This window comes from Robertmurraya sp. FSL R5-0851 (assembly GCF_038002965.1).
GTDB classification, from domain to species: Bacteria; Bacillota; Bacilli; order Bacillales; family Cytobacillaceae; genus Robertmurraya_A; species Robertmurraya_A beringensis.
On record NZ_JBBOOE010000001.1, the window covers coordinates 2,480,967 to 2,498,246 of the forward strand.

The window sequence follows — 17,280 nt, forward strand, 5'->3', positions numbered from 1 at the left end:
TTCTTTTGCTTTTAATTAATTTCCCTCTTAAATTTACTGAAATTTCTGTGCAAATGTATTATAATACGTTTTATAACGTTTCTTTAGAATAGAGCATAGGGAGGATTACTTAAATGAAAGTCATTGGTTTTGGAGATAATGTCGTAGATAAGTATGTTGATATACAAACGATGTATCCTGGTGGCAACACATTAAATTTTACGGTTTATGCCAAACAGCTTGGAAGCGATTCTTCTTTTATGGGCATTTTCGGAACAGATTTGGCAGCCGCGCATAATCAAGACACGTTAAAAAAACTCGGCGTAGACATTTCTCATTGCAAAGTAATGGAAGGTGAAAATGGCTATGCCATGGTTGACCTAGTGGATGGAGATCGCGTGTTCCTTCGCAGCAATAAGGGTGGCATCAGCAATACAAGCAATTATCCTTTATCAGCTGAGGACCTAGAATATATTAAAAGTTTTCAGCTCCTTCACTCCAGTAAATATAGCTACATAGAACGTGAGCTCCCAAAAATTAAATCAACTGGCGTTCCAATCTCTTTTGATTTTTCTGATGATTTTACAGAAGAATACATCGAGCAAGTTGCCCCTTTTGTGACCTATAGCTTTCTATCTTGCAGCCATCTCGACGAAATCAAAGTGAAGGAACTGCTTAAAAAAGTTCACTCCCTTGGTAGTCAAATCGTCGTTGGAACTCTTGGATCAAAAGGAGCAATTTTATATAACGGGACAAGCTTTTACACTCAAGCTCCCAAGCTTGTTGAAGCAGTTGACACATTGGGTGCGGGAGATTCGTTTATTACAGCGTTTTTGTTAAACTATGTTGGTCATTCGGCGAGTACAGAAGAAGATGAATTAATCCAAGAAGCCCTAAGTAAAGCAGCCGAGTTTGCTGCAACCACCTGCATGGTGGAAGGCGCGTTTGGATACGGATTAAAATATGAAGAATAGGAACACAAAAAACTCGCTCATATTCAGGGCGAGTTTTCTTCATTCTATTATCCTTTTAAATAAAGTAATATGATAAGAACAATGATTAGCCCGATCATGAAAATCGAACCAATACTAGCACTGTATACTATATAAACTTTAACATGAAGAATCACATGCACCAAAAGAACGATAAACAAGATAAACAGCAAAATAATAAATAAATTAACATTTTTATTTCTATACAAAGAATCAGCACCTTAAGGATACATTTTTCTATTACTTCTTATATATTTTGCTTTTCCAAAGAATATTCTTTTTCCATCTCTTAAAACAGAAAAAGGCCACTTAATAGTGACCTTTTGTCTGTAATAATTAGATAACTCCCTGTGCGATCATCGCGTCCGCTACTTTTACAAACCCAGCGATATTCGCTCCGACTACCAGATTACCTGGTGCATCATATTCTTCGGCTGCCTTCTGACTCTTTGTATAGATATCCTTCATGATCTGTTGTAATTTAAGATCCACTTCTTCTTGTGTCCAAGCTAATCTTGCACTATTTTGCGCCATTTCTAATGCAGATACAGCCACTCCACCAGCATTGGCTGCTTTAGCAGGAGCAAATAATACCTGATTCTCGATAAAAATTTCAACGGCTTCTAATGTGGAAGGCATGTTTGCTCCCTCACCTACCGCTTTTACTCCATTCGAAACTAGCAATTCTGCTGCTTCTTTATTTAATTCATTTTGCGTCGCACATGGTAATGCAATATCGCAAGGAATGGTCCAAATCCCTGAACAACCTTCTTGATAGATAGCACCAGCATGTTCCTTTACATATTCAGAAATTCTTTTATTTTCTACTTCTTTTAAGCGTTTAACGGTATCTAACTGAATTCCATTCGGATCGTAAACATAGCCTGATGAATCGCTACATGCGACCACTTTTGCACCGAATTGGATCGCTTTTTCCATCGCATAAATGGAAACATTTCCTGATCCAGATACCACAACCGTACTGCCATCAAAGCTATATCCTTTGCTTTTTAGCATTTCATCCACAAAGTAAACCGTACCGTAGCCAGTTGCTTCTTTTCGGCCTAAGCTTCCACCATACCCAATTCCTTTTCCTGTTAATACGCCGGCCTCATAAGCGCCTCTTAGTTTCTTATATTGACCGAACATATAACCGATCTCTCTCGCCCCTACTCCGATATCTCCAGCGGGAACATCCGTGTCTGGTCCAATATGTTTACTAAGCTCTGTCATAAAGCTTTGGCAAAAACGCATAATTTCAAAATCTGATTTTCCTTTAGGATCAAAATCAGATCCACCTTTACCACCGCCGATCGGCTGCCCAGTTAAAGAGTTCTTAAAAATTTGCTCAAAGCCAAGGAATTTAATAATGCTCGCGTTCACAGAAGGGTGAAATCTAAGTCCTCCCTTATAAGGTCCAATGGCACTATTAAACTGAACACGATATCCGCGATTGACTTTTACATTTCCATTGTCATCTACCCATGGAACTCGGAAAGAAATCAAGCGCTCAGGTTCAATCATTCTTTCTAATACGGCTTGTTTAATATATACTGGATTTTTCACAAGAACGGGTACTAAAGAATCCAGTACTTCTTTTACTGCCTGCTGGAATTCTCCTTCATTTGGATTGCTCTCTTGAACCTTTGTAAATAAACGATTGACATACTCTTTTACCGTTTGCGTTTGGCTTTCTTCTACTTTTTCTAACACTTTCATAAAAATTTCGCCCCTAATCTATTATAAAGTTAAGAATATTTTCTTTTCTTAAATGTGTTTTCATTTTATAATTTTGTAATTAATAGTTCCAATATCAAAATTCGATTAAATCCATGCATTAAACGCATGAATCAGGAGCGGGTAAAAATGGAAACAAGGCAAATACAATATTTCTTAGAAGTAGCAAAAAGAGAACATGTCACAGAAGCTGCCGATGCTTTACATGTTGCTCAGTCTTCTGTTAGCAGACAAATATTCAATTTAGAAGACGAATTGGGGGTCGAACTATTTATCCGAGAAGGTAGAAGTGTACGGTTAACCCCTTTAGGTCGAATCTTTTATGAACGAATGAAGCAAGTGTGGAACATGATGGAGGATGCCAAGCGCGAAGTAGAAGAATATCTTAATCCGGAAAAAGGAACCGTTCGAATTGCGTTTCCCATTAGTATGGCCGCACATACCTTACCTTCTATTATTTATGCCTTTCGGAACAGATACCCGGATGCTAAGTTTCATATGAGCAATGCCCTTTATTATGATTTAATCGATGGTGTTATCAATGGGGAATACAACTTAGCCATGATTGCTCCCATGCCCCATCAGGAAAAAGAAGGGAAAATCAAAGGAGACATTCTTTTCACAGAAAATATCGTTGCTCTTATCCCACTTCACCACCCCTTAGCGGACCGAGATTCCATTCGACTGCGTGACTTAAAGAATGACTCTTTCTGTGTTCTACCAGAAGGATTTATCTTTCGCGAACAAGTGGTTCAGGGGTGTCAGGATGCTGGTTTTTCACCAAAAATTGCCTTCGAAGGAAAGGACATTGATGCATTAAAAGGGTTGGTTTCGGCTGGATTAGGTGTCGCCTTGATGCCCGAGATGACACTGGTGGATAACACCCCACGATCCACCGTTATGATCCCCTTATCGGATGCCAGCCTGACCAGAACGGTCGGCGTAATCTATCCAACCCAACGGAAACTACTCCCTACCGAAGCTCTGTTTTATGATTTCTTGCTTGAAACATTTGAAAGATTGAATGAGTTTAAAAAGTAGCATATATAATTGGGACGAAAGATAAGATTCGTCCCTCACTCGACTAGTTAACATAATATAATTATAGTCAAATAAAAAAACTGACTTCAAAATCAGGACATACTCGATTTTGAAGCCAGTCTCATTTCCCTATTTACTCAACAAACCATTTCACAACCAGTTCATCGATTTCCCCGCTATCCATCATTTCCTTTAAAGCCGTGTTAAATTCTTCTGTTAACTCGCTTCCCTTTGGAAAAGCAATGGCTGTACCAGGTGTTTCTCCATTGGGAACGGAGATCGTTTTGAGATTATCGTTTGTGCTCATATACCCAATCGCAACGGCTTCTTCCATAATCACCGCGTCAAATCGCTTCGATTTTAGTTCTTGTATTAAGTCAGGCGTGCGGTCACGTGTTTCAAGGGTAAAATCCACCGTGTCATTTAATTCTTTTGCTACTTCTTCTTGGAAGGAATTCACTTGAGTTCCAAGAACTTTCCCACTTAAATCATCTGCATTTGTGATCTTGCTATCTTCTTCAAATAATAAAACCAAATCGGAACGGTAGTAGCTGTCAGTAAAATCAACATTTTGTTTTCGTTCTGCGGTTGGCGCCATGCCTGACATAACGAAATCAACTTTCCCGGCCTGTAGGGCAGCGATTAATCCGCTAAAATCCATATCTTTAATTTCGACTTCATACCCCAATTTCTCAGCTAACGCATGAATAATATCCACATCAAAACCAATAATTTCTTCGCTTTTTGCTGTATCAATGTATTCAAATGGCGGGAAATCAGCTGACGTTCCCATTACTAATACCTTTTTCTCCTCTGTTTCATCCTGTTCTTCACTTCCAGACGTTGAAGGATTTGACGTTCCACATGCAACCAATATACTCATCACTAACACCAACATAAATACTGAATAAAACTTTTTCATTGTTAAACCCCTCTTCTCTACTGAAGAAGTACAGGACGAATATTTTTATAGCATTTTTTCTAAAAATTCCTTTGCCCGGTTGCTCTTTGGCGAGGAGAAAAACTCTGCTGGTGGTGAATCTTCTACTAATCTACCATCATCCAAAAATAACACCCGATCCGCTACCTCACGTGCAAATCCCATTTCATGGGTAACGATTGCCATGGTCATTCCTGTTTGTACAAGGGATTTCATCACATCTAGCACTTCCTTCACCATCTCTGGATCGAGTGCGGAGGTAGGTTCATCAAAAAGCATCACTTCGGGTGACATCGCTAGTGCTCTCGCGATAGCTACACGTTGTTTTTGACCGCCTGATAAACGATTTGGATATTCGGCTGCTTTTTCCGCTAAACCTACCTTACTTAGGAGGTTTAAGCCAATTTTTTCAGCCTCTTCCTTAGTCATCCCTTTTACGGTCATTGGTGCATACGTTAGATTTTCTAAAACGGTTTTATGTGGAAACAAGTGGAAATGCTGAAAGACCATTCCAATATTCTGTCTAATACTCATAATATCTACTTTGTGATCGGTTACCTCTGTTTGCCGGTACCAAATTTCCCCCTTGGTTGGTGTTTCTAGTAGATTCATACACCGAAGAAATGTCGACTTTCCAGATCCAGAGGGTCCAATAATGGCCACCACTTCGCCTTCTTTAATTTCTGTTGAAATGCCTTTTAATACCGTATTTCTTCCAAACGATTTTTCGAGGTCCGTTACTTTAATCACTTTTTCTCATTCTCCTCTTGATCGCTTTTCCAAAAATCGTAAGAACCATGACCAAAATGTAATAAATGATCCCCGCAATCAGAAGTGGCTCAAAATAACGATACGTTTGGCCACCGACGATATACGCTCGTCTCATCACATCCATCGCACCAATCACTGTTACGACTGCAGATTCCTTTGTAAGAGTAATAAACTCATTCATTAGTGCGGGCAAGATGTTCTTCATTGCCTGCGGGAGGATGATATCCTTCATCATAGGACGGTACGGGATTCCAAGAGCAAGAGATGCCTCACTTTGTCCTTTATCAACAGCCAAAATTCCTGCGCGAATAATCTCAGAAATATAAGCGGCTGAGTTCATTCCAAATGCGATAACTGCTGCAGGAAAGGCCGTGATTTCAAACCCTATGATCTGTGGCAATCCGTAGTAAATAATCAATAATTGTAGAACCATCGGCAAACCAACGTAACAGCCGAAACTTACTGATTTTAAATAAAGTTAGGATAATCCCAAGTGTAAATAAGACAAATGAGTGGCACTCCACAGGGTAAGATGATACAATACGTTTTACAAATACAGCGTATACATTTTTATAAAGAAGGTGAAATAAATGCTTAGCCAGGAGAACAAGATTCCACTGTATCTTCAATTAAAGGAATCCATTCGTAGTGAGATTGTCAATAAGAAGCTGAAGTCTGGAGAAAAAATTCCCACGGAAGTGGAATTGAGCGAGAAATATGATATTAGTAGAGTCACCGTGAGAAAAGCGATTACCGAATTAGTTGAAGAAGGCTACCTGATTAAAAAACAAGGAAAAGGAACCTTTGTTAGCAAACCGAAAATCGAAAGAAAGATCGTCCATTTCATTAGTTTTTCAGCAGCCTGTGAAGCAAACGGGGTAAAAGCGAGCAGCAAGGTGATCAAACGAGAGATTCTTCAGCCGGAACCGGAAGTCATTCAATTGCTTCAGTTGGAACCTGATGATCTTGTCGTCTATATTCAACGTGTCAGATATGCAGGAGAAAATCCATTAATGCTAGAAAACAACTACTTCCCTTATAACAAATATAAATTCTTATTAAATGAAAACTTAGATGGCTCCCTTTATCAAACATTAAAAGAAAAACACCATATTCACCCTTCTAATCCTGGTGAAACATCGTTAGAAATTGTCCGTGCACTAGAGGAAGAAGCGCAGTTGTTAGAAGTACCTTCCGGTGAGCCTTTGTTTTTAATGAAAACGGTCATTTTTGATCAAAATCACGAACCTGTTCATATCGGAAACCAGCTCATCGTTGGGGAAGGATATAAATTTACGTTTAGTTAAAAAAACCCGAATAGCTCTCCACTTCGTACAAGTGGAAACTATTCGGGTTTTATGTTTGCTTGATAATTTTTTATTATACTGATGGAAATTGAATCGTAAACCTCGTCCCTTTTCCTTGTTTGCTTCTTACCGATATCGTACCCTTCATCGAATGGACAATTTTGTAACAAAGAGACAGCCCGACTCCCGTTCCTTTATCTTTTGTCGAATAAAAAGGGGTACCGAGATATTTCAGTTGTGTTTCTGACATGCCTTGACCATTATCTTCAATCTCTACTATTACATATTTTCCATTTTGATAAGCACTAACCATTATTTCGCCTTTTTCTCCAATCGCTTCTATGCTGTTTTTAAGAAGGTTTACAAAAACTTGCTTGATTTCTGAACTGTCCCCTTTGATTAACAGTCTATCTTCTAATGAAGAAACGATGGAAATGGTTTGAAGATTCGTAAATGACCTCATCAGTTCGATAATATTTTCTAAGTCCGCCTTTAAGTTGAGAATTTTCAAGTCGGTCGTAGCTGGCTTAGCTAAGGACAGGTACTCAGATAAGATGACCTGTGAGTGATCTAATTCTTCCATTGAAATATGTATGTATCTTCTTTGAGACTCAGTTAAATTTTCATCATCACTCATAAGCTGTAGAAAGCCTCGAACAGCGGTCATCGGATTTCTTACCTCATGCGCTACTGATGCGGCAAGCTGACCAACCACATCGAACTTTTCTGCCCGTTGCACTTTAAGCTCTAATTCCATCTGCTTGTTCATATTTTCAAAAATAAACATTGCTGACAATAAAGTTAGCCAAGTGATGAAAGAAAAGGTAAAAACGATTCCTATTTCCTGAGAGTGATTCGTATAAACCAGCAAAATTCCTCTCGTAATAGTTATAAGTCCATAAAGAGTACTAATTAAAAAGATCTTTTTAAAATCACTATATGTACGAAATTTCTTTGCTACAAGAATAAGTAATCCACTTATAATTCCAAAATTTATCACTGTTATTAATGGGGGATCATCATTAAAAATGATTTTATAAACAACGGTAATACCGATAATCAATAATCCACATGGATTGCTTCCATATAGAAAAGCAATAATGATAGGAACCATTTTTAAATCAAAATAAAATGTATCATAATAATTAATTGAAAATGTTAGGGTTAGCAAAAGAGAGATGGTTAGAACCAATACAAGCATTGGTTTAAACCGTTGTCTAGACCCTTTTTTCTGAAATAACAAATGGTACGTCCAAATAGGAAAAAGCACCATTAACACTTGATTTAAAATGAGTTCTATTCCATGAAGCATGGAGCCCGTCCCCCTGTAAAATACTTGCCATACAATAATATTTTTTCTCTATCATTTATTCGCTAAAAATCTTCTAATTCCTTTATCCGACAAAAAAAGCCAATAAATTTGTTTAAATAAAAAAGAGCAATCACTAAGATTGCTCCTCCAACGGTTTCTATGTTATTTGCTAGCTCACTTCGCTATAAGCCTCCGCCTCCTCTTTCGCCTCATCCTTTAACTTCTTTTTGTAAACAATTTTGGAAAGAGATAAACTCACTTCATAAAGCACAAGCAACGGAATGATGACCAGAAAATCTGAAACAAAATCCGGTGGTGTGATAAGAATGGATACCACGATAAGCACAAAATACGAGATCTTTCTCGCTTTTACTAGTCTCATTGGATTAAGAATTCCTAATCTTGTTAAAAACAAGACGACCAGTGGCATTTCAAACAGAAAGCCAAAGGGCAATGTAAGATTGATTAAGAAGCTAAAGTATTTTTCGGCTGTAAACATGGTCTGAAATTGTCCCTCAGAAAGCCCCATCAAAAACCCTAATACGATTGGAAACAAAACAAAGTACCCGAAACTGATTCCTAAAATAAATAATAGAAAAAAGCCAGGGATAAACCGGAGTGTTACCTCCCTTTCCTTCTTATGTAATGCGGGTGTGACAAACCTCCACACTTGATAAGCCGCTACAGGAATGGTAAATGCAAAAGCACATACACCTGATAACATCATATACACCCACAAAATATCGCTCGGCCCAAGTACGGCAAGCTTTTCATCTAGGTCCCTTATTAACCAATTATATAAGTCATTCACAAAAATAAAAGCTCCCGTAAGGAAAATCATGAAGGCACCTAATGTGATGATGATTCGTTTCCGAAGCTCTTCTAAATGCTCTACTAAATGGACATCCCTGTTTTGCATCTGTTTGCCCCCTCTTATTCGTTCCATAAAATAAGATGTAAGTAGGAATAACCACTTACATCTTACAAATTCCTTTTAATTTATTTTTTCCTCTTTTTTCACAGGTGCATCATCTGATACTAACTCTCGCGTGGATTTTTTAAACTCTTTTAACGTGGAACCCACTGCTCGGCCAAGTTCAGGCAGCTTTGAGGGACCAAAAATAATTAATGCAATCACAAGCAAAAGGATTAAGCCAGGTACTCCTATATTTTGAAACAATCGAAAAACCTCCTCATTCACTAGTATTTGTTATTAATAGTTTTGATTATAGGGGAGGGAAAAACCAAAACCAATGAAGCTACTGTAAAAAAGTGTTATGAAATTATTAATAGTGAAAATAGAATTCACCTCTCCCCAACAGCACTTTAGGAAATAGGTAAGCCAATGACTAACGGTACAGCGATTCCAGGAGCTTTTGATGGAATGGCCGCTTTCGAAGGACCGAACAACTACTGTTCTAGTTCGTAACCACGAATTAGGGACAAGCGCCACCAACCCAGTTATTGGAACAAACCCTTATAGCCCTGCAGCTGTAGGTGGTACAACGACACTAATCATTAATAATGCTAGAAACGTAGTAAAGGAATATGTAAGTTCTTCAGGTACGATCAGAAATTGTACAGGTGGAGCCACTCTTTGGGGAACTTGGTTAACTTGTGAAGAAACACGTTCCTCCACACATGGCTATGTATTCGAAGTTGATCCATTAGATCCAGAAAATGAACTGTCAAGAACACCAATCAAGGACATGGGCCGTTTCTCTCATGAAGCTTGTGCCATCGATCCAGCGACAGGGTATGTGTACTTGACTGAAGATGCGAGCCCAAGCTATTTATACCGCTTCATTCCAAATGACACGAGTAAAAAACCAGGTGCCTTGCAAAAAGGCGGTAAATTATACGCTGCTGCTATTGAAGAAATTGCTTCTCCAAAAGCAAGTACCTTTAAAACAGGACAAACGATTGGAATTGTGTGGAAGGAATTGAATCCGGATTTATGTCGTGAGGATGCAAAAGCACAAGGTTGTATCGAATTTAAAAAGCTAGAAGGAGCCTTTTTCCAAGCCGGTGTGTTCTGGTTTGATGACAGCTCGGCTGGGGAGAAAACTCTTGGACGTATTTACCGCTACATACCAGCTACCAATTCCTTGGAGCTATTCTATGAAGCAACCGATCGAGAACTAATGGAGTCACCGGATAATATTTGCATGACACCTTGGGGAGATTTATGGTTTGCAGAGGATGGATCCGGAAACGACCGTATCATGGGGATTACACCAGAAGGAAACATCTATCCTTTTGCGAATAACCGTTTAAGTGGCTCAGAATTAGCTGGTCCGATATTCTCACCTGATGGCAAAACACTCTTTGTTAATATTCAAACACCAGGTAAGACGTTTGCGATTTGGGGACCATTCGCTCGCAGCAACTCCGCACGAGCGAGAGAAATGTCTTATTCTTCTCCTGGCAAGCTGTTTGCACCAAATGTGTCAGATAAACTAAAGTCATTCGCTGAAAATCAAGGGATCTCTGTTCTTGAAGCAGCTGCTTTTGAGCGTCATGGAGTGAAAATTTAAGAAAAATAGGAAAAGGCACCTACTGTGAAGTGACACAGTAGAGTAGATGCCTTTTTCCTAAAAACTCTAATCATCATTCTTACCTTTTTTCTTTTCTTTCTCTCGTTCTTTTTGTTCCTTTTCTCTTTCCTTTTCTTTTTCTCTTTCCTCTTTTTCTCTCTCCTTCTCGTCGTCTTCGTTTTCATCCTCCTCGTCTTCATGTTCTTCGTTTTCTTCCTCTTCTTCCTCTTTTTCTTCTTCGTCTTCTTCCTCTTCTTTTCTCGCATCAAGATACTTTCTTTCTATAGAAGAAAGGTCAAATTCTTTTTCGGTGAACACTGAGGAGGACCGACTAAATATTTCTTTAAATAAAATGGTAACGGTGGAACTGCTTGATGTGGTTAGAAAATGATTTTCATCAGTTTGATCGTACCCCATCCAAACCGCTCCTACCATTTCAGGAGAATACCCGACAAACCAGTGATCCTTTGTTCCAGCCTCGTTAGCAAATGGAAGTTCGGTCGTTCCAGTTTTTCCAGCGATATCCCACCCACTTACCTTTACATTTTTTCCTGTCCCTTCTTCAACGACCCCTTTTAACATATACGTCATTTTCTCAGAAACCTCAGGGTCCGTCACCTTGATCGCATGATTTTTCCATTGTGCGATCACTTTTCCTTCTGCATCTTCAATACGGGTAATTGAATGGGCATTTATTCGTACCCCTTTGTTAGCGAATGTAGAATAGGCCTGTGCCATGGTTAAAGGGGAGACCCCTTTGTGTAAGCCGCCCAGAGTCATACCGGCTGTTTGGTCTTCTTCCGTCAATGGTATACCAAAGCGTTCTACGGCATTTACCCCATATTTCACCCCCATTTTCTGCAAAAGCCAGACGGGTGGCACATTATAAGAGTGAACCAAGGCATCATACATCGTTACCTCTCCACGGAATCGTTTGTCATAATTCAATGGCTGATATCCATTAATATCGATCGGACGATCTTGAAGCTTATCAAATATGTCATATCCTTGTTCAAGGGCAGGGGTATATGCAGCTAATGGTTTCATCGTAGAGCCTGGCTGACGCTCCAATTGAGTCGCACGGTTAAACCCTCTGAATACATGTTCTCCTCGGCCTCCCACAAGGGCCGTAATTCCTCCAGTCGCTGGGTCAATAAAAGCTGCCCCACTTTGAAGCAACTGATCAGACGTACTTTCAGGAAATAAGCTATTATCGTTATACACTTCCTCGGCCGCGTTCTGAATGACTGGATTTAGTTCTGTATAAATTCTCAAACCACCTGACAAAATTTCGTTCTCGGTTAGTTCATATTGTTCAATCGCTTCTGCAATGATATGGTCGACATAATAAGGATATTTCCCTTTATATCCATCGATCTTTTTCCCTTCTAGAACGATGGGCTGTTCTTTTGCTTGTTTTCGTTCCGCTCCCGTGATATAGCCTTCTTTTTCCATTAGTGATAAAACAAGATCTCTTCGTTCCACCGAACCTTCCATATCTTTAAAAGGAGACAAGATGGACGGTGCTTTAATTAATCCTGCAATCATGGCCGATTCCCCAAGAGTCAATGCGCTAACATCCTTTCCAAAGTACGTCTGGGCAGCACGTTGGATTCCCCATGCCCCTTCACCAAAGTAAATTTGGTTTAAGTACCCTTCCATGATTTCATCTTTCGAATACTTTTGTTCTATTCTTTTAGTAATAATAAGTTCCTTAAACTTTCTCGTATATGTCCGTTCGTGTGTTAAAAAAGCATTCTTAGCCAGCTGCTGCGTTAGTGTACTACCACCAGCAACAACTTCTCCGCTCAAGGTGTTTTTTATCAATGCCTTCGCAATGGCAAAATAGTTAATTCCGTCATGCTTATAAAACCTCTGGTCCTCTGTTGCAATTACCGCATGTACAACGTCTTCCGGAATTTTCTCTATACTTACCCCTTCAATATTAGAAGAGGCAATTTTACTTGCGACCTCTCCCCTTTGATCAAAAATGATAGTTGGTTGTGGTGCAGGTTCTTCTAACTTGCTCACGTCTGTTGTCCAGATTAAGATATTAAAAATCATAAAGAAAACGAGAGCCACACCAATAGCCGCTGCTAGAATCTTCATTTTTGTGCTCTTTGAAGTAAAGGCATTCCAAGAAAACTTTGATGCCCTTCTTTGTTGTCGTCTTTCCATTCTTCCCACGTCATTTTCCCCCACTATTTAAACATAAAAAGTCTCCACTTGTTTTACTACCCGTTTTTATTAGAAGTAATGCACTGAATCATTATAAATAATAAAACTTCACGTTCAAACGTTTTTTCAATAAATAGGGCGTTCATCCTAGTGGATAAACGCCCTACTTTAATGGTCTACCTTTATTAACTATTGTCTGACTTCTTTGTTTCATTCTCTTCAACTGCATTTTCTAACCCATAACCCGTTGAACTAATCTCTAGCTTTTCTTCATTTTCTGCTTTCATTTGATGAATACTTTTGTACTCACTGTTTTCTTTTTCCATATGGACCCTCCCGAAACTTAATATGTTTATATGGTGCGCCATGAGAAAAACTTTATGACATAATAGGAGAGAAATCAGAAGAATTGCGTCATAAGAAAAGGTTTATGACGTGAGAGACCAAAAAACAGAAGCCTACGCGTCATAAGAAACCGTTTATAACTCGAAAGCCAACATTTGCAATTTCTTAATCTAATAAAAAGAGCATGAACTATAGTCCGATGCTCTCTTCAACCCTATTTTAAAAATTAAACCGCCTTCTTGACCCAATAATAACAAGAATCGCTGGAATGGTACAAATAATCATTCCTAAAAAGGCAAGATTCGGAGAAATCTCATACAAGAATCCACCTAACAGTGTTAATACAGCCGTGCTCAAGCTTAAAGCAATCGCGGAATAAATTCCTTGAGCATTTGGAATCTGTTCCTTTGGTAGATTCTTAGTGATATAAGTGATAAACGCGTAATGTGCCACTCCAAAGGATAATGCATGTAAACCTTGAGAGAGTATAAATACCCAGATATTGGGGAACAAAAACAAAAGGATCCATCTTAAAGTCGAACCTACTGCCGCTAGCAATAATAAGGAGGAAGTATTCCATTTTTGAAACAAGGAATCGGCTTTCATAAAGTAGAAGATTTCAAAAATGACCGCTATGTTAATAATCAAACCGATATAATATTGATTCACTTGTAAGTCTTGTAAATAAATATATCCATAGTTGTAATAAGAAGCATGTGCTCCTTGTAACAACACAACAATGAGTAATACAATCGGAAAGCTTTTTACTTCTAATAATTTCTGGACAGATAATGCCCCTTTTCGATTTTGTTTCGATGGTGCCTCTAATAAAATGGTAGGCGTTGGTAAAAAACACATAAATAGCATGAAACCAAGACCGACAAACATACTCCATAATATAGCTTGCTCTCCCCACTGCCCTGTTAACATACTAATGATAAAAACGGAAACCACAAACCCAATCGATCCGTATTTTCGACTTTTCCCATAATGTACTCCATGATGACTCACCAACACTGCCGCAGCACTTTCGACAGCAGGCAGGAGTGTCGGATAAACAGCACTAAATAGGATCGTAACAACGAATAAGGTTGTAAACGAAGAAGATGGAATATAAAGAATAGTCGCAATGAGTGAGATAACCGTCAAACTCAGAATCACCTTATGAGCACTTAAAAATCTTGACGCAAAAGGAAAAGCGAACAGCGTGGAAAGTCCTCTTGCCACTAATCCTATTCCCATAATTAGACTTGCTTCAGTAACACTTAATCCCTTATCTTGTACGAGCCATCCTGTCCAATAGGGTAAAAATGCACCCCATGTAATAAAAAATACAAAGAAATTTCGTGAAAGCCAATGTTGAATATTCATTTTCATACCTCCGTGATTCTTGCATCATATCATGAACACTCATACAATAATATGAGATATCTCATATTTTTTCGGAGGAATTCATGCAATTTTTAGTTGAACCTTTACGCAATTACTATCTTACAAGATACCCAATCGAATCCCTGTTCTCCTTTCCTATCACACCCTATATTCAAGTATGTCAGTTTGAACGTGGGGAATTTATTTTCCAAGAAGGCTCCTATCCTGAGTATTTATACTATCTGGTTGAAGGCAAAGCAAAGCTCTATGTGACCCACGAAAACGGGAAAGTATCACTGATCAATTTTTTGCAAGCCCCTACTTTTATGGGAGAAATTGAACTTTTAAATGAAGAACGTATATCCAAAGCGATCCAAACCGTTACGAAAGTTACTTGTCTTGCCATTCCCATTCAGGCTTGTAAAGAGAAGTTGCTCACGGACGCTACTTTTTTAAGGCATTTATGCATTTTTCTCAGTCAAAAAGCAACAACCATATCAGCGAAGTACACCGAAAATCAAGTATATCCGTTAATTAACCGGCTGGCTGCTTTTATACTTGTTTCAGCTGATCATGATTTTTACAAAGAAAAACACACCGAAGTCTGTGAATACTTAGGTGTGTCATACCGTCATTTATTGCATGTATTTGCAAAGCTAGGCGAAGAAGGAACGATAAAGAAACATTCTCGCGGGTTTCTAATTGTCGATCGATCTCGGCTGCAACAATTAGCTAAATAATTCGATCAGATCTACTTAATTACTTTTTCATACACACCACTACATATTACCTATAAATTAGGAAAATATATTGGTAAAGACTGTAGTAGGTGGTAGAATCATGAACCCAAATTTTGACATTGTAAAAGGAATATGGTATCCGATCACATTAAGTATTGTACTTATCCTCATTTTTCTTTTCATGCCAAAAAAATTAAATAAAACTGAAATATATACCACATTTGGCGTGATAGGCTATGTGGTTTGGATGGTTAATATAACAATAGCGGCACCGTTTGATATTTTTGACATCGGTACGAAACGAGATGGATTACCCGAGCTGTTATTATATGGGTTAATTCCTTCTCTTATTGCCATCATTTTTCTAAATCTTTTCGAAGCTACCAAACGTAAAAAAGCGTTAATCATCTTTTTTATCATTCTGTCAACTGTCCTGGAGTGGATCGCTCACAAAACGGGAATTATGACATCTGATATATGGAAGTTTTACTATTCTATTCCTGTATTTGTATTCGTTTTCTTCGTAGGATTACCTTGGCATTTAAAGTTTATTAGAACAAATCATCTGAAGTAAGAGATCTATGAAATCAAAAAAGAGGATCTTTGCCCTCAATGAGCAAAGTCCTCTTTTCTTAACCCTGGGCCCTATTCTTTCTCCATTACCGCAAAATAATTTCCTTCATCATCTGCAAAGTTAAAGACTTTTCCAAAAGGCATATTGACTAATTCTCCAACTGTAACGTTTTTATTCGATAAATCGTTATAAAAATCTTCAAGATTTTCGGTAAAAAACATTAAAGAAGGTGTACCCAAATTCAATTCAGGCGACATTTTCGCTACAAATTCCTTGTTATGTAAAATGATACTTGTCTCTGCGTCCTTTGGAGCCACCTCAATCCATCTAAAACCTTGACCGTTATCTTCTTCAGAAACGACCTGAAACCCTACTTTTTCTGTCCAAAAAGCTTTTGCCTCATCTTGGTTAGTAACATACAACATGATTTGACCAACTTTGTTAATCATTCATTTCTACCCCTTTTAGATGGAATTAGGACTTTCACTACCTATATAATTATAACGCTTCCACTAAAAAAATTAATACTTTTGTCGAGAAAAAAAGATTTTCATACGGTCATTTATAGGACCACACATTAATACGATTATTATCCGGATCATAAAAATGAAAACCACCCCAACCATTTATTGGGTCACCAGCCATATCAGAAGGTTCCAATCCATTTTTTATCAGCCTATGATATTCATCGAAAACAAACTCAGGCCGAATGTCGTAATAGGTTCTTGCTCGATTATCATTGGGTTTTGTAACAGTGTCCTGACTTTTCAAAAGCCAAATATGATCCCAAAAACATTCGTTTAATACGTTTCTATCATAGGCATCCTCTGTCTTGAGGTGAGCAAAACCTCTCCCCTCATCTATTTCCTCAATCACAAACCCAAGATGCTCTTTATACCAGGAGGCTGAAAATTTGGGATCCTTCACATGAATAATGACATTCACCGTACCAAAACCAAGCACTCCTGATGGAGGATACTCCCTTTCGTCCTCTCCTTTGTTTTCCTCTACTAACGTTAATCTTGTGTTGTCAAATGCTACAATATCACAATATCTTTGTCCGCTCGGAAGCTGCTTTATAGCCGAAGCCTCTATCTTTCTATCGTTTAAATAAGAAAGGGTTTGCTCCAGATGATATGTGGCAAATCCGAGCCTCACGTTTCCTTCTGTTTCTGGAGACTGTAAGTGATCATGATCCCGCTCAAACGACTTGATTGTTACCATTCCAGCTCTAGGCATCTTCATAAACCCTTTTCTTCCAACCAAACTAGTGATTTGATCCACACACTCCCAGCCAAATACGTCCTGATACCATTGAATAGCATCCTCAAATTGATCAGGATGCACCATAATAAACCCTCCATCCCATCGATACATCTAACCACTCCCTTTATTTGGTTTACATATTTAGGATAAAGGTTCAACCTAGTTGAATGTCAATCATTCTTTTACTTTT

At 38.4% G+C, this 17,280-nt stretch carries 17 protein-coding genes and 1 pseudogene; 6 read left to right on the forward strand and 12 right to left on the reverse strand.

The genetic code is table 11. The features are described 5' to 3' along the window. Positions 1-113: 113 nt before the first annotated feature. Entirely contained in the window at positions 114-953 is an 840-nt protein-coding gene (locus MKX65_RS12620) for a PfkB family carbohydrate kinase (RefSeq protein ID WP_160546724.1), read from the forward strand. A 354-nt stretch (positions 954-1,307) separates the two neighbouring features. On the opposite strand, the gene gdhA is transcribed toward MKX65_RS12620, so the two are convergent. Beyond that, positions 1,308-2,690 (reverse strand): NADP-specific glutamate dehydrogenase, encoded by a 1,383-nt coding sequence (gene gdhA, locus MKX65_RS12625; RefSeq protein ID WP_160546725.1) that lies wholly within the window; start codon positions 2,688-2,690, stop codon positions 1,308-1,310. Between the two features lie 147 nt (positions 2,691-2,837). Here gdhA and MKX65_RS12630 point away from each other — a divergent pair, with 147 nt between their 5' ends. After that, a complete protein-coding gene (locus tag MKX65_RS12630; RefSeq protein WP_160546726.1) occupies positions 2,838-3,749 on the forward strand; it encodes a LysR substrate-binding domain-containing protein in 912 nt (303 codons plus the stop codon). Positions 3,750-3,882: 133 nt separating this feature from the next. Here the strand turns inward: MKX65_RS12630 and MKX65_RS12635 are convergent, their stop codons facing one another. The 3 genes and pseudogenes from MKX65_RS12635 to MKX65_RS12645 form a co-directional block, all read right to left on the reverse strand. Continuing rightward, entirely contained in the window at positions 3,883-4,671 is a 789-nt protein-coding gene (locus MKX65_RS12635) for a transporter substrate-binding domain-containing protein (protein ID WP_160546727.1), read from the reverse strand. Positions 4,672-4,716: 45 nt separating this feature from the next. Further along, on the reverse strand, positions 4,717-5,439 hold the full coding sequence (locus tag MKX65_RS12640) for an amino acid ABC transporter ATP-binding protein (RefSeq protein WP_340903872.1): 723 nt from the start codon (positions 5,437-5,439) through the stop codon (positions 4,717-4,719). Further along, positions 5,432-5,960 (reverse strand): annotated as a pseudogene (locus MKX65_RS12645) (amino acid ABC transporter permease); the annotation flags it as partial. The pseudogene MKX65_RS12645 and the gene MKX65_RS12640, both read right to left, overlap by 8 nt. Before the next feature lie 90 nt (positions 5,961-6,050). Here MKX65_RS12645 and MKX65_RS12650 point away from each other — a divergent pair. Then, complete coding sequence (locus MKX65_RS12650; protein ID WP_160546728.1) at positions 6,051-6,767, forward strand: UTRA domain-containing protein; 717 nt, start codon at positions 6,051-6,053, stop codon at positions 6,765-6,767. A gap of 73 nt (positions 6,768-6,840) precedes the next feature. On the opposite strand, the gene MKX65_RS12655 is transcribed toward MKX65_RS12650, so the two are convergent. The 3 genes from MKX65_RS12655 to MKX65_RS12665 all read right to left on the reverse strand — a co-directional run bounded on the left by MKX65_RS12655 (position 6,841) and on the right by MKX65_RS12665 (position 9,259). Further along, a complete protein-coding gene (locus MKX65_RS12655) occupies positions 6,841-8,079 on the reverse strand; it encodes an ATP-binding protein (protein WP_160546729.1) in 1,239 nt (412 codons plus the stop codon). A 169-nt stretch (positions 8,080-8,248) separates the two neighbouring features. Next, positions 8,249-8,998 carry a twin-arginine translocase subunit TatC gene (tatC, locus tag MKX65_RS12660; RefSeq protein ID WP_160546730.1) on the reverse strand — a complete coding sequence of 250 codons (750 nt, stop codon included), beginning with the start codon at positions 8,996-8,998 and terminating at the stop codon, positions 8,249-8,251. 75 nt (positions 8,999-9,073) lie between these two features. Beyond that, on the reverse strand, positions 9,074-9,259 hold the full coding sequence (locus MKX65_RS12665) for a twin-arginine translocase TatA/TatE family subunit (RefSeq protein WP_160546731.1): 186 nt from the start codon (positions 9,257-9,259) through the stop codon (positions 9,074-9,076). 199 nt (positions 9,260-9,458) lie between these two features. Here MKX65_RS12665 and MKX65_RS12670 point away from each other — a divergent pair, with 199 nt between their 5' ends. Next, positions 9,459-10,616, forward strand: a complete 1,158-nt coding sequence (locus MKX65_RS12670) for an alkaline phosphatase PhoX (protein ID WP_340903879.1) — start codon at positions 9,459-9,461, stop codon at positions 10,614-10,616. A gap of 66 nt (positions 10,617-10,682) precedes the next feature. On the opposite strand, the gene MKX65_RS12675 is transcribed toward MKX65_RS12670, so the two are convergent. The 3 genes from MKX65_RS12675 to MKX65_RS12685 form a co-directional block, all read right to left on the reverse strand. Continuing rightward, positions 10,683-12,794: a PBP1A family penicillin-binding protein gene (locus MKX65_RS12675; RefSeq protein WP_160546872.1), complete on the reverse strand. Its 2,112-nt coding sequence runs from the start codon at positions 12,792-12,794 to the stop codon at positions 10,683-10,685. Between the two features lie 185 nt (positions 12,795-12,979). Further along, complete coding sequence (locus tag MKX65_RS12680) at positions 12,980-13,120, reverse strand: hypothetical protein (protein ID WP_160546732.1); 141 nt, start codon at positions 13,118-13,120, stop codon at positions 12,980-12,982. A 238-nt stretch (positions 13,121-13,358) separates the two neighbouring features. Beyond that, complete coding sequence (locus MKX65_RS12685) at positions 13,359-14,510, reverse strand: MFS transporter (RefSeq protein ID WP_160546733.1); 1,152 nt, start codon at positions 14,508-14,510, stop codon at positions 13,359-13,361. 83 nt (positions 14,511-14,593) lie between these two features. On the opposite strand from MKX65_RS12685, the gene yeiL reads away from it, so the two are divergent. Both yeiL and MKX65_RS12695 read left to right on the forward strand, forming a co-directional pair. Continuing rightward, complete coding sequence (gene yeiL, locus MKX65_RS12690; RefSeq protein ID WP_160546734.1) at positions 14,594-15,250, forward strand: transcriptional regulator YeiL; 657 nt, start codon at positions 14,594-14,596, stop codon at positions 15,248-15,250. Between the two features lie 100 nt (positions 15,251-15,350). Further along, positions 15,351-15,824, forward strand: a complete 474-nt coding sequence (locus tag MKX65_RS12695) for a hypothetical protein (RefSeq protein WP_160546735.1) — start codon at positions 15,351-15,353, stop codon at positions 15,822-15,824. A 71-nt stretch (positions 15,825-15,895) separates the two neighbouring features. Here MKX65_RS12695 and MKX65_RS12700 read toward each other — a convergent pair whose 3' ends face one another. Together MKX65_RS12700 and MKX65_RS12705 are read right to left on the reverse strand one after the other, a co-directional pair. After that, positions 15,896-16,273, reverse strand: coding sequence for a VOC family protein (locus tag MKX65_RS12700; protein WP_160546736.1), 378 nt, complete (start codon positions 16,271-16,273; stop codon positions 15,896-15,898). A 109-nt stretch (positions 16,274-16,382) separates the two neighbouring features. Continuing rightward, a complete protein-coding gene (locus MKX65_RS12705; RefSeq protein WP_340903884.1) occupies positions 16,383-17,201 on the reverse strand; it encodes a VOC family protein in 819 nt (272 codons plus the stop codon). Positions 17,202-17,280: the final 79 nt, after the last annotated feature.

Excerpts from the sequence above, each read along its gene's own strand:
- MKX65_RS12620 (WP_160546724.1), top strand. The coding sequence starts at position 114 with ATGAAAGTCATTGGTTTTGGAGATAATGTCGTAGATAAGTATGTTGAT.
- gdhA (WP_160546725.1), bottom strand. The coding sequence starts at position 2,690 with ATGAAAGTGTTAGAAAAAGTAGAAGAAAGCCAAACGCAAACGGTAAAA.
- MKX65_RS12630 (WP_160546726.1), top strand. The coding sequence starts at position 2,838 with ATGGAAACAAGGCAAATACAATATTTCTTAGAAGTAGCAAAAAGAGAA.
- MKX65_RS12635 (WP_160546727.1), bottom strand. The coding sequence starts at position 4,671 with ATGAAAAAGTTTTATTCAGTATTTATGTTGGTGTTAGTGATGAGTATA.
- MKX65_RS12650 (WP_160546728.1), top strand. The coding sequence starts at position 6,051 with ATGCTTAGCCAGGAGAACAAGATTCCACTGTATCTTCAATTAAAGGAA.
- MKX65_RS12655 (WP_160546729.1), bottom strand. The coding sequence starts at position 8,079 with ATGCTTCATGGAATAGAACTCATTTTAAATCAAGTGTTAATGGTGCTT.
- tatC (WP_160546730.1), bottom strand. The coding sequence starts at position 8,998 with ATGCAAAACAGGGATGTCCATTTAGTAGAGCATTTAGAAGAGCTTCGG.
- MKX65_RS12670 (WP_340903879.1), top strand. The coding sequence starts at position 9,459 with ATGGAATGGCCGCTTTCGAAGGACCGAACAACTACTGTTCTAGTTCGT.
- MKX65_RS12675 (WP_160546872.1), bottom strand. The coding sequence starts at position 12,794 with ATGGAAAGACGACAACAAAGAAGGGCATCAAAGTTTTCTTGGAATGCC.
- MKX65_RS12680 (WP_160546732.1), bottom strand. The coding sequence starts at position 13,120 with ATGGAAAAAGAAAACAGTGAGTACAAAAGTATTCATCAAATGAAAGCA.
- MKX65_RS12685 (WP_160546733.1), bottom strand. The coding sequence starts at position 14,510 with ATGAATATTCAACATTGGCTTTCACGAAATTTCTTTGTATTTTTTATT.
- yeiL (WP_160546734.1), top strand. The coding sequence starts at position 14,594 with ATGCAATTTTTAGTTGAACCTTTACGCAATTACTATCTTACAAGATAC.
- MKX65_RS12695 (WP_160546735.1), top strand. The coding sequence starts at position 15,351 with ATGAACCCAAATTTTGACATTGTAAAAGGAATATGGTATCCGATCACA.
- MKX65_RS12700 (WP_160546736.1), bottom strand. The coding sequence starts at position 16,273 with ATGATTAACAAAGTTGGTCAAATCATGTTGTATGTTACTAACCAAGAT.
- MKX65_RS12705 (WP_340903884.1), bottom strand. The coding sequence starts at position 17,201 with ATGTATCGATGGGATGGAGGGTTTATTATGGTGCATCCTGATCAATTT.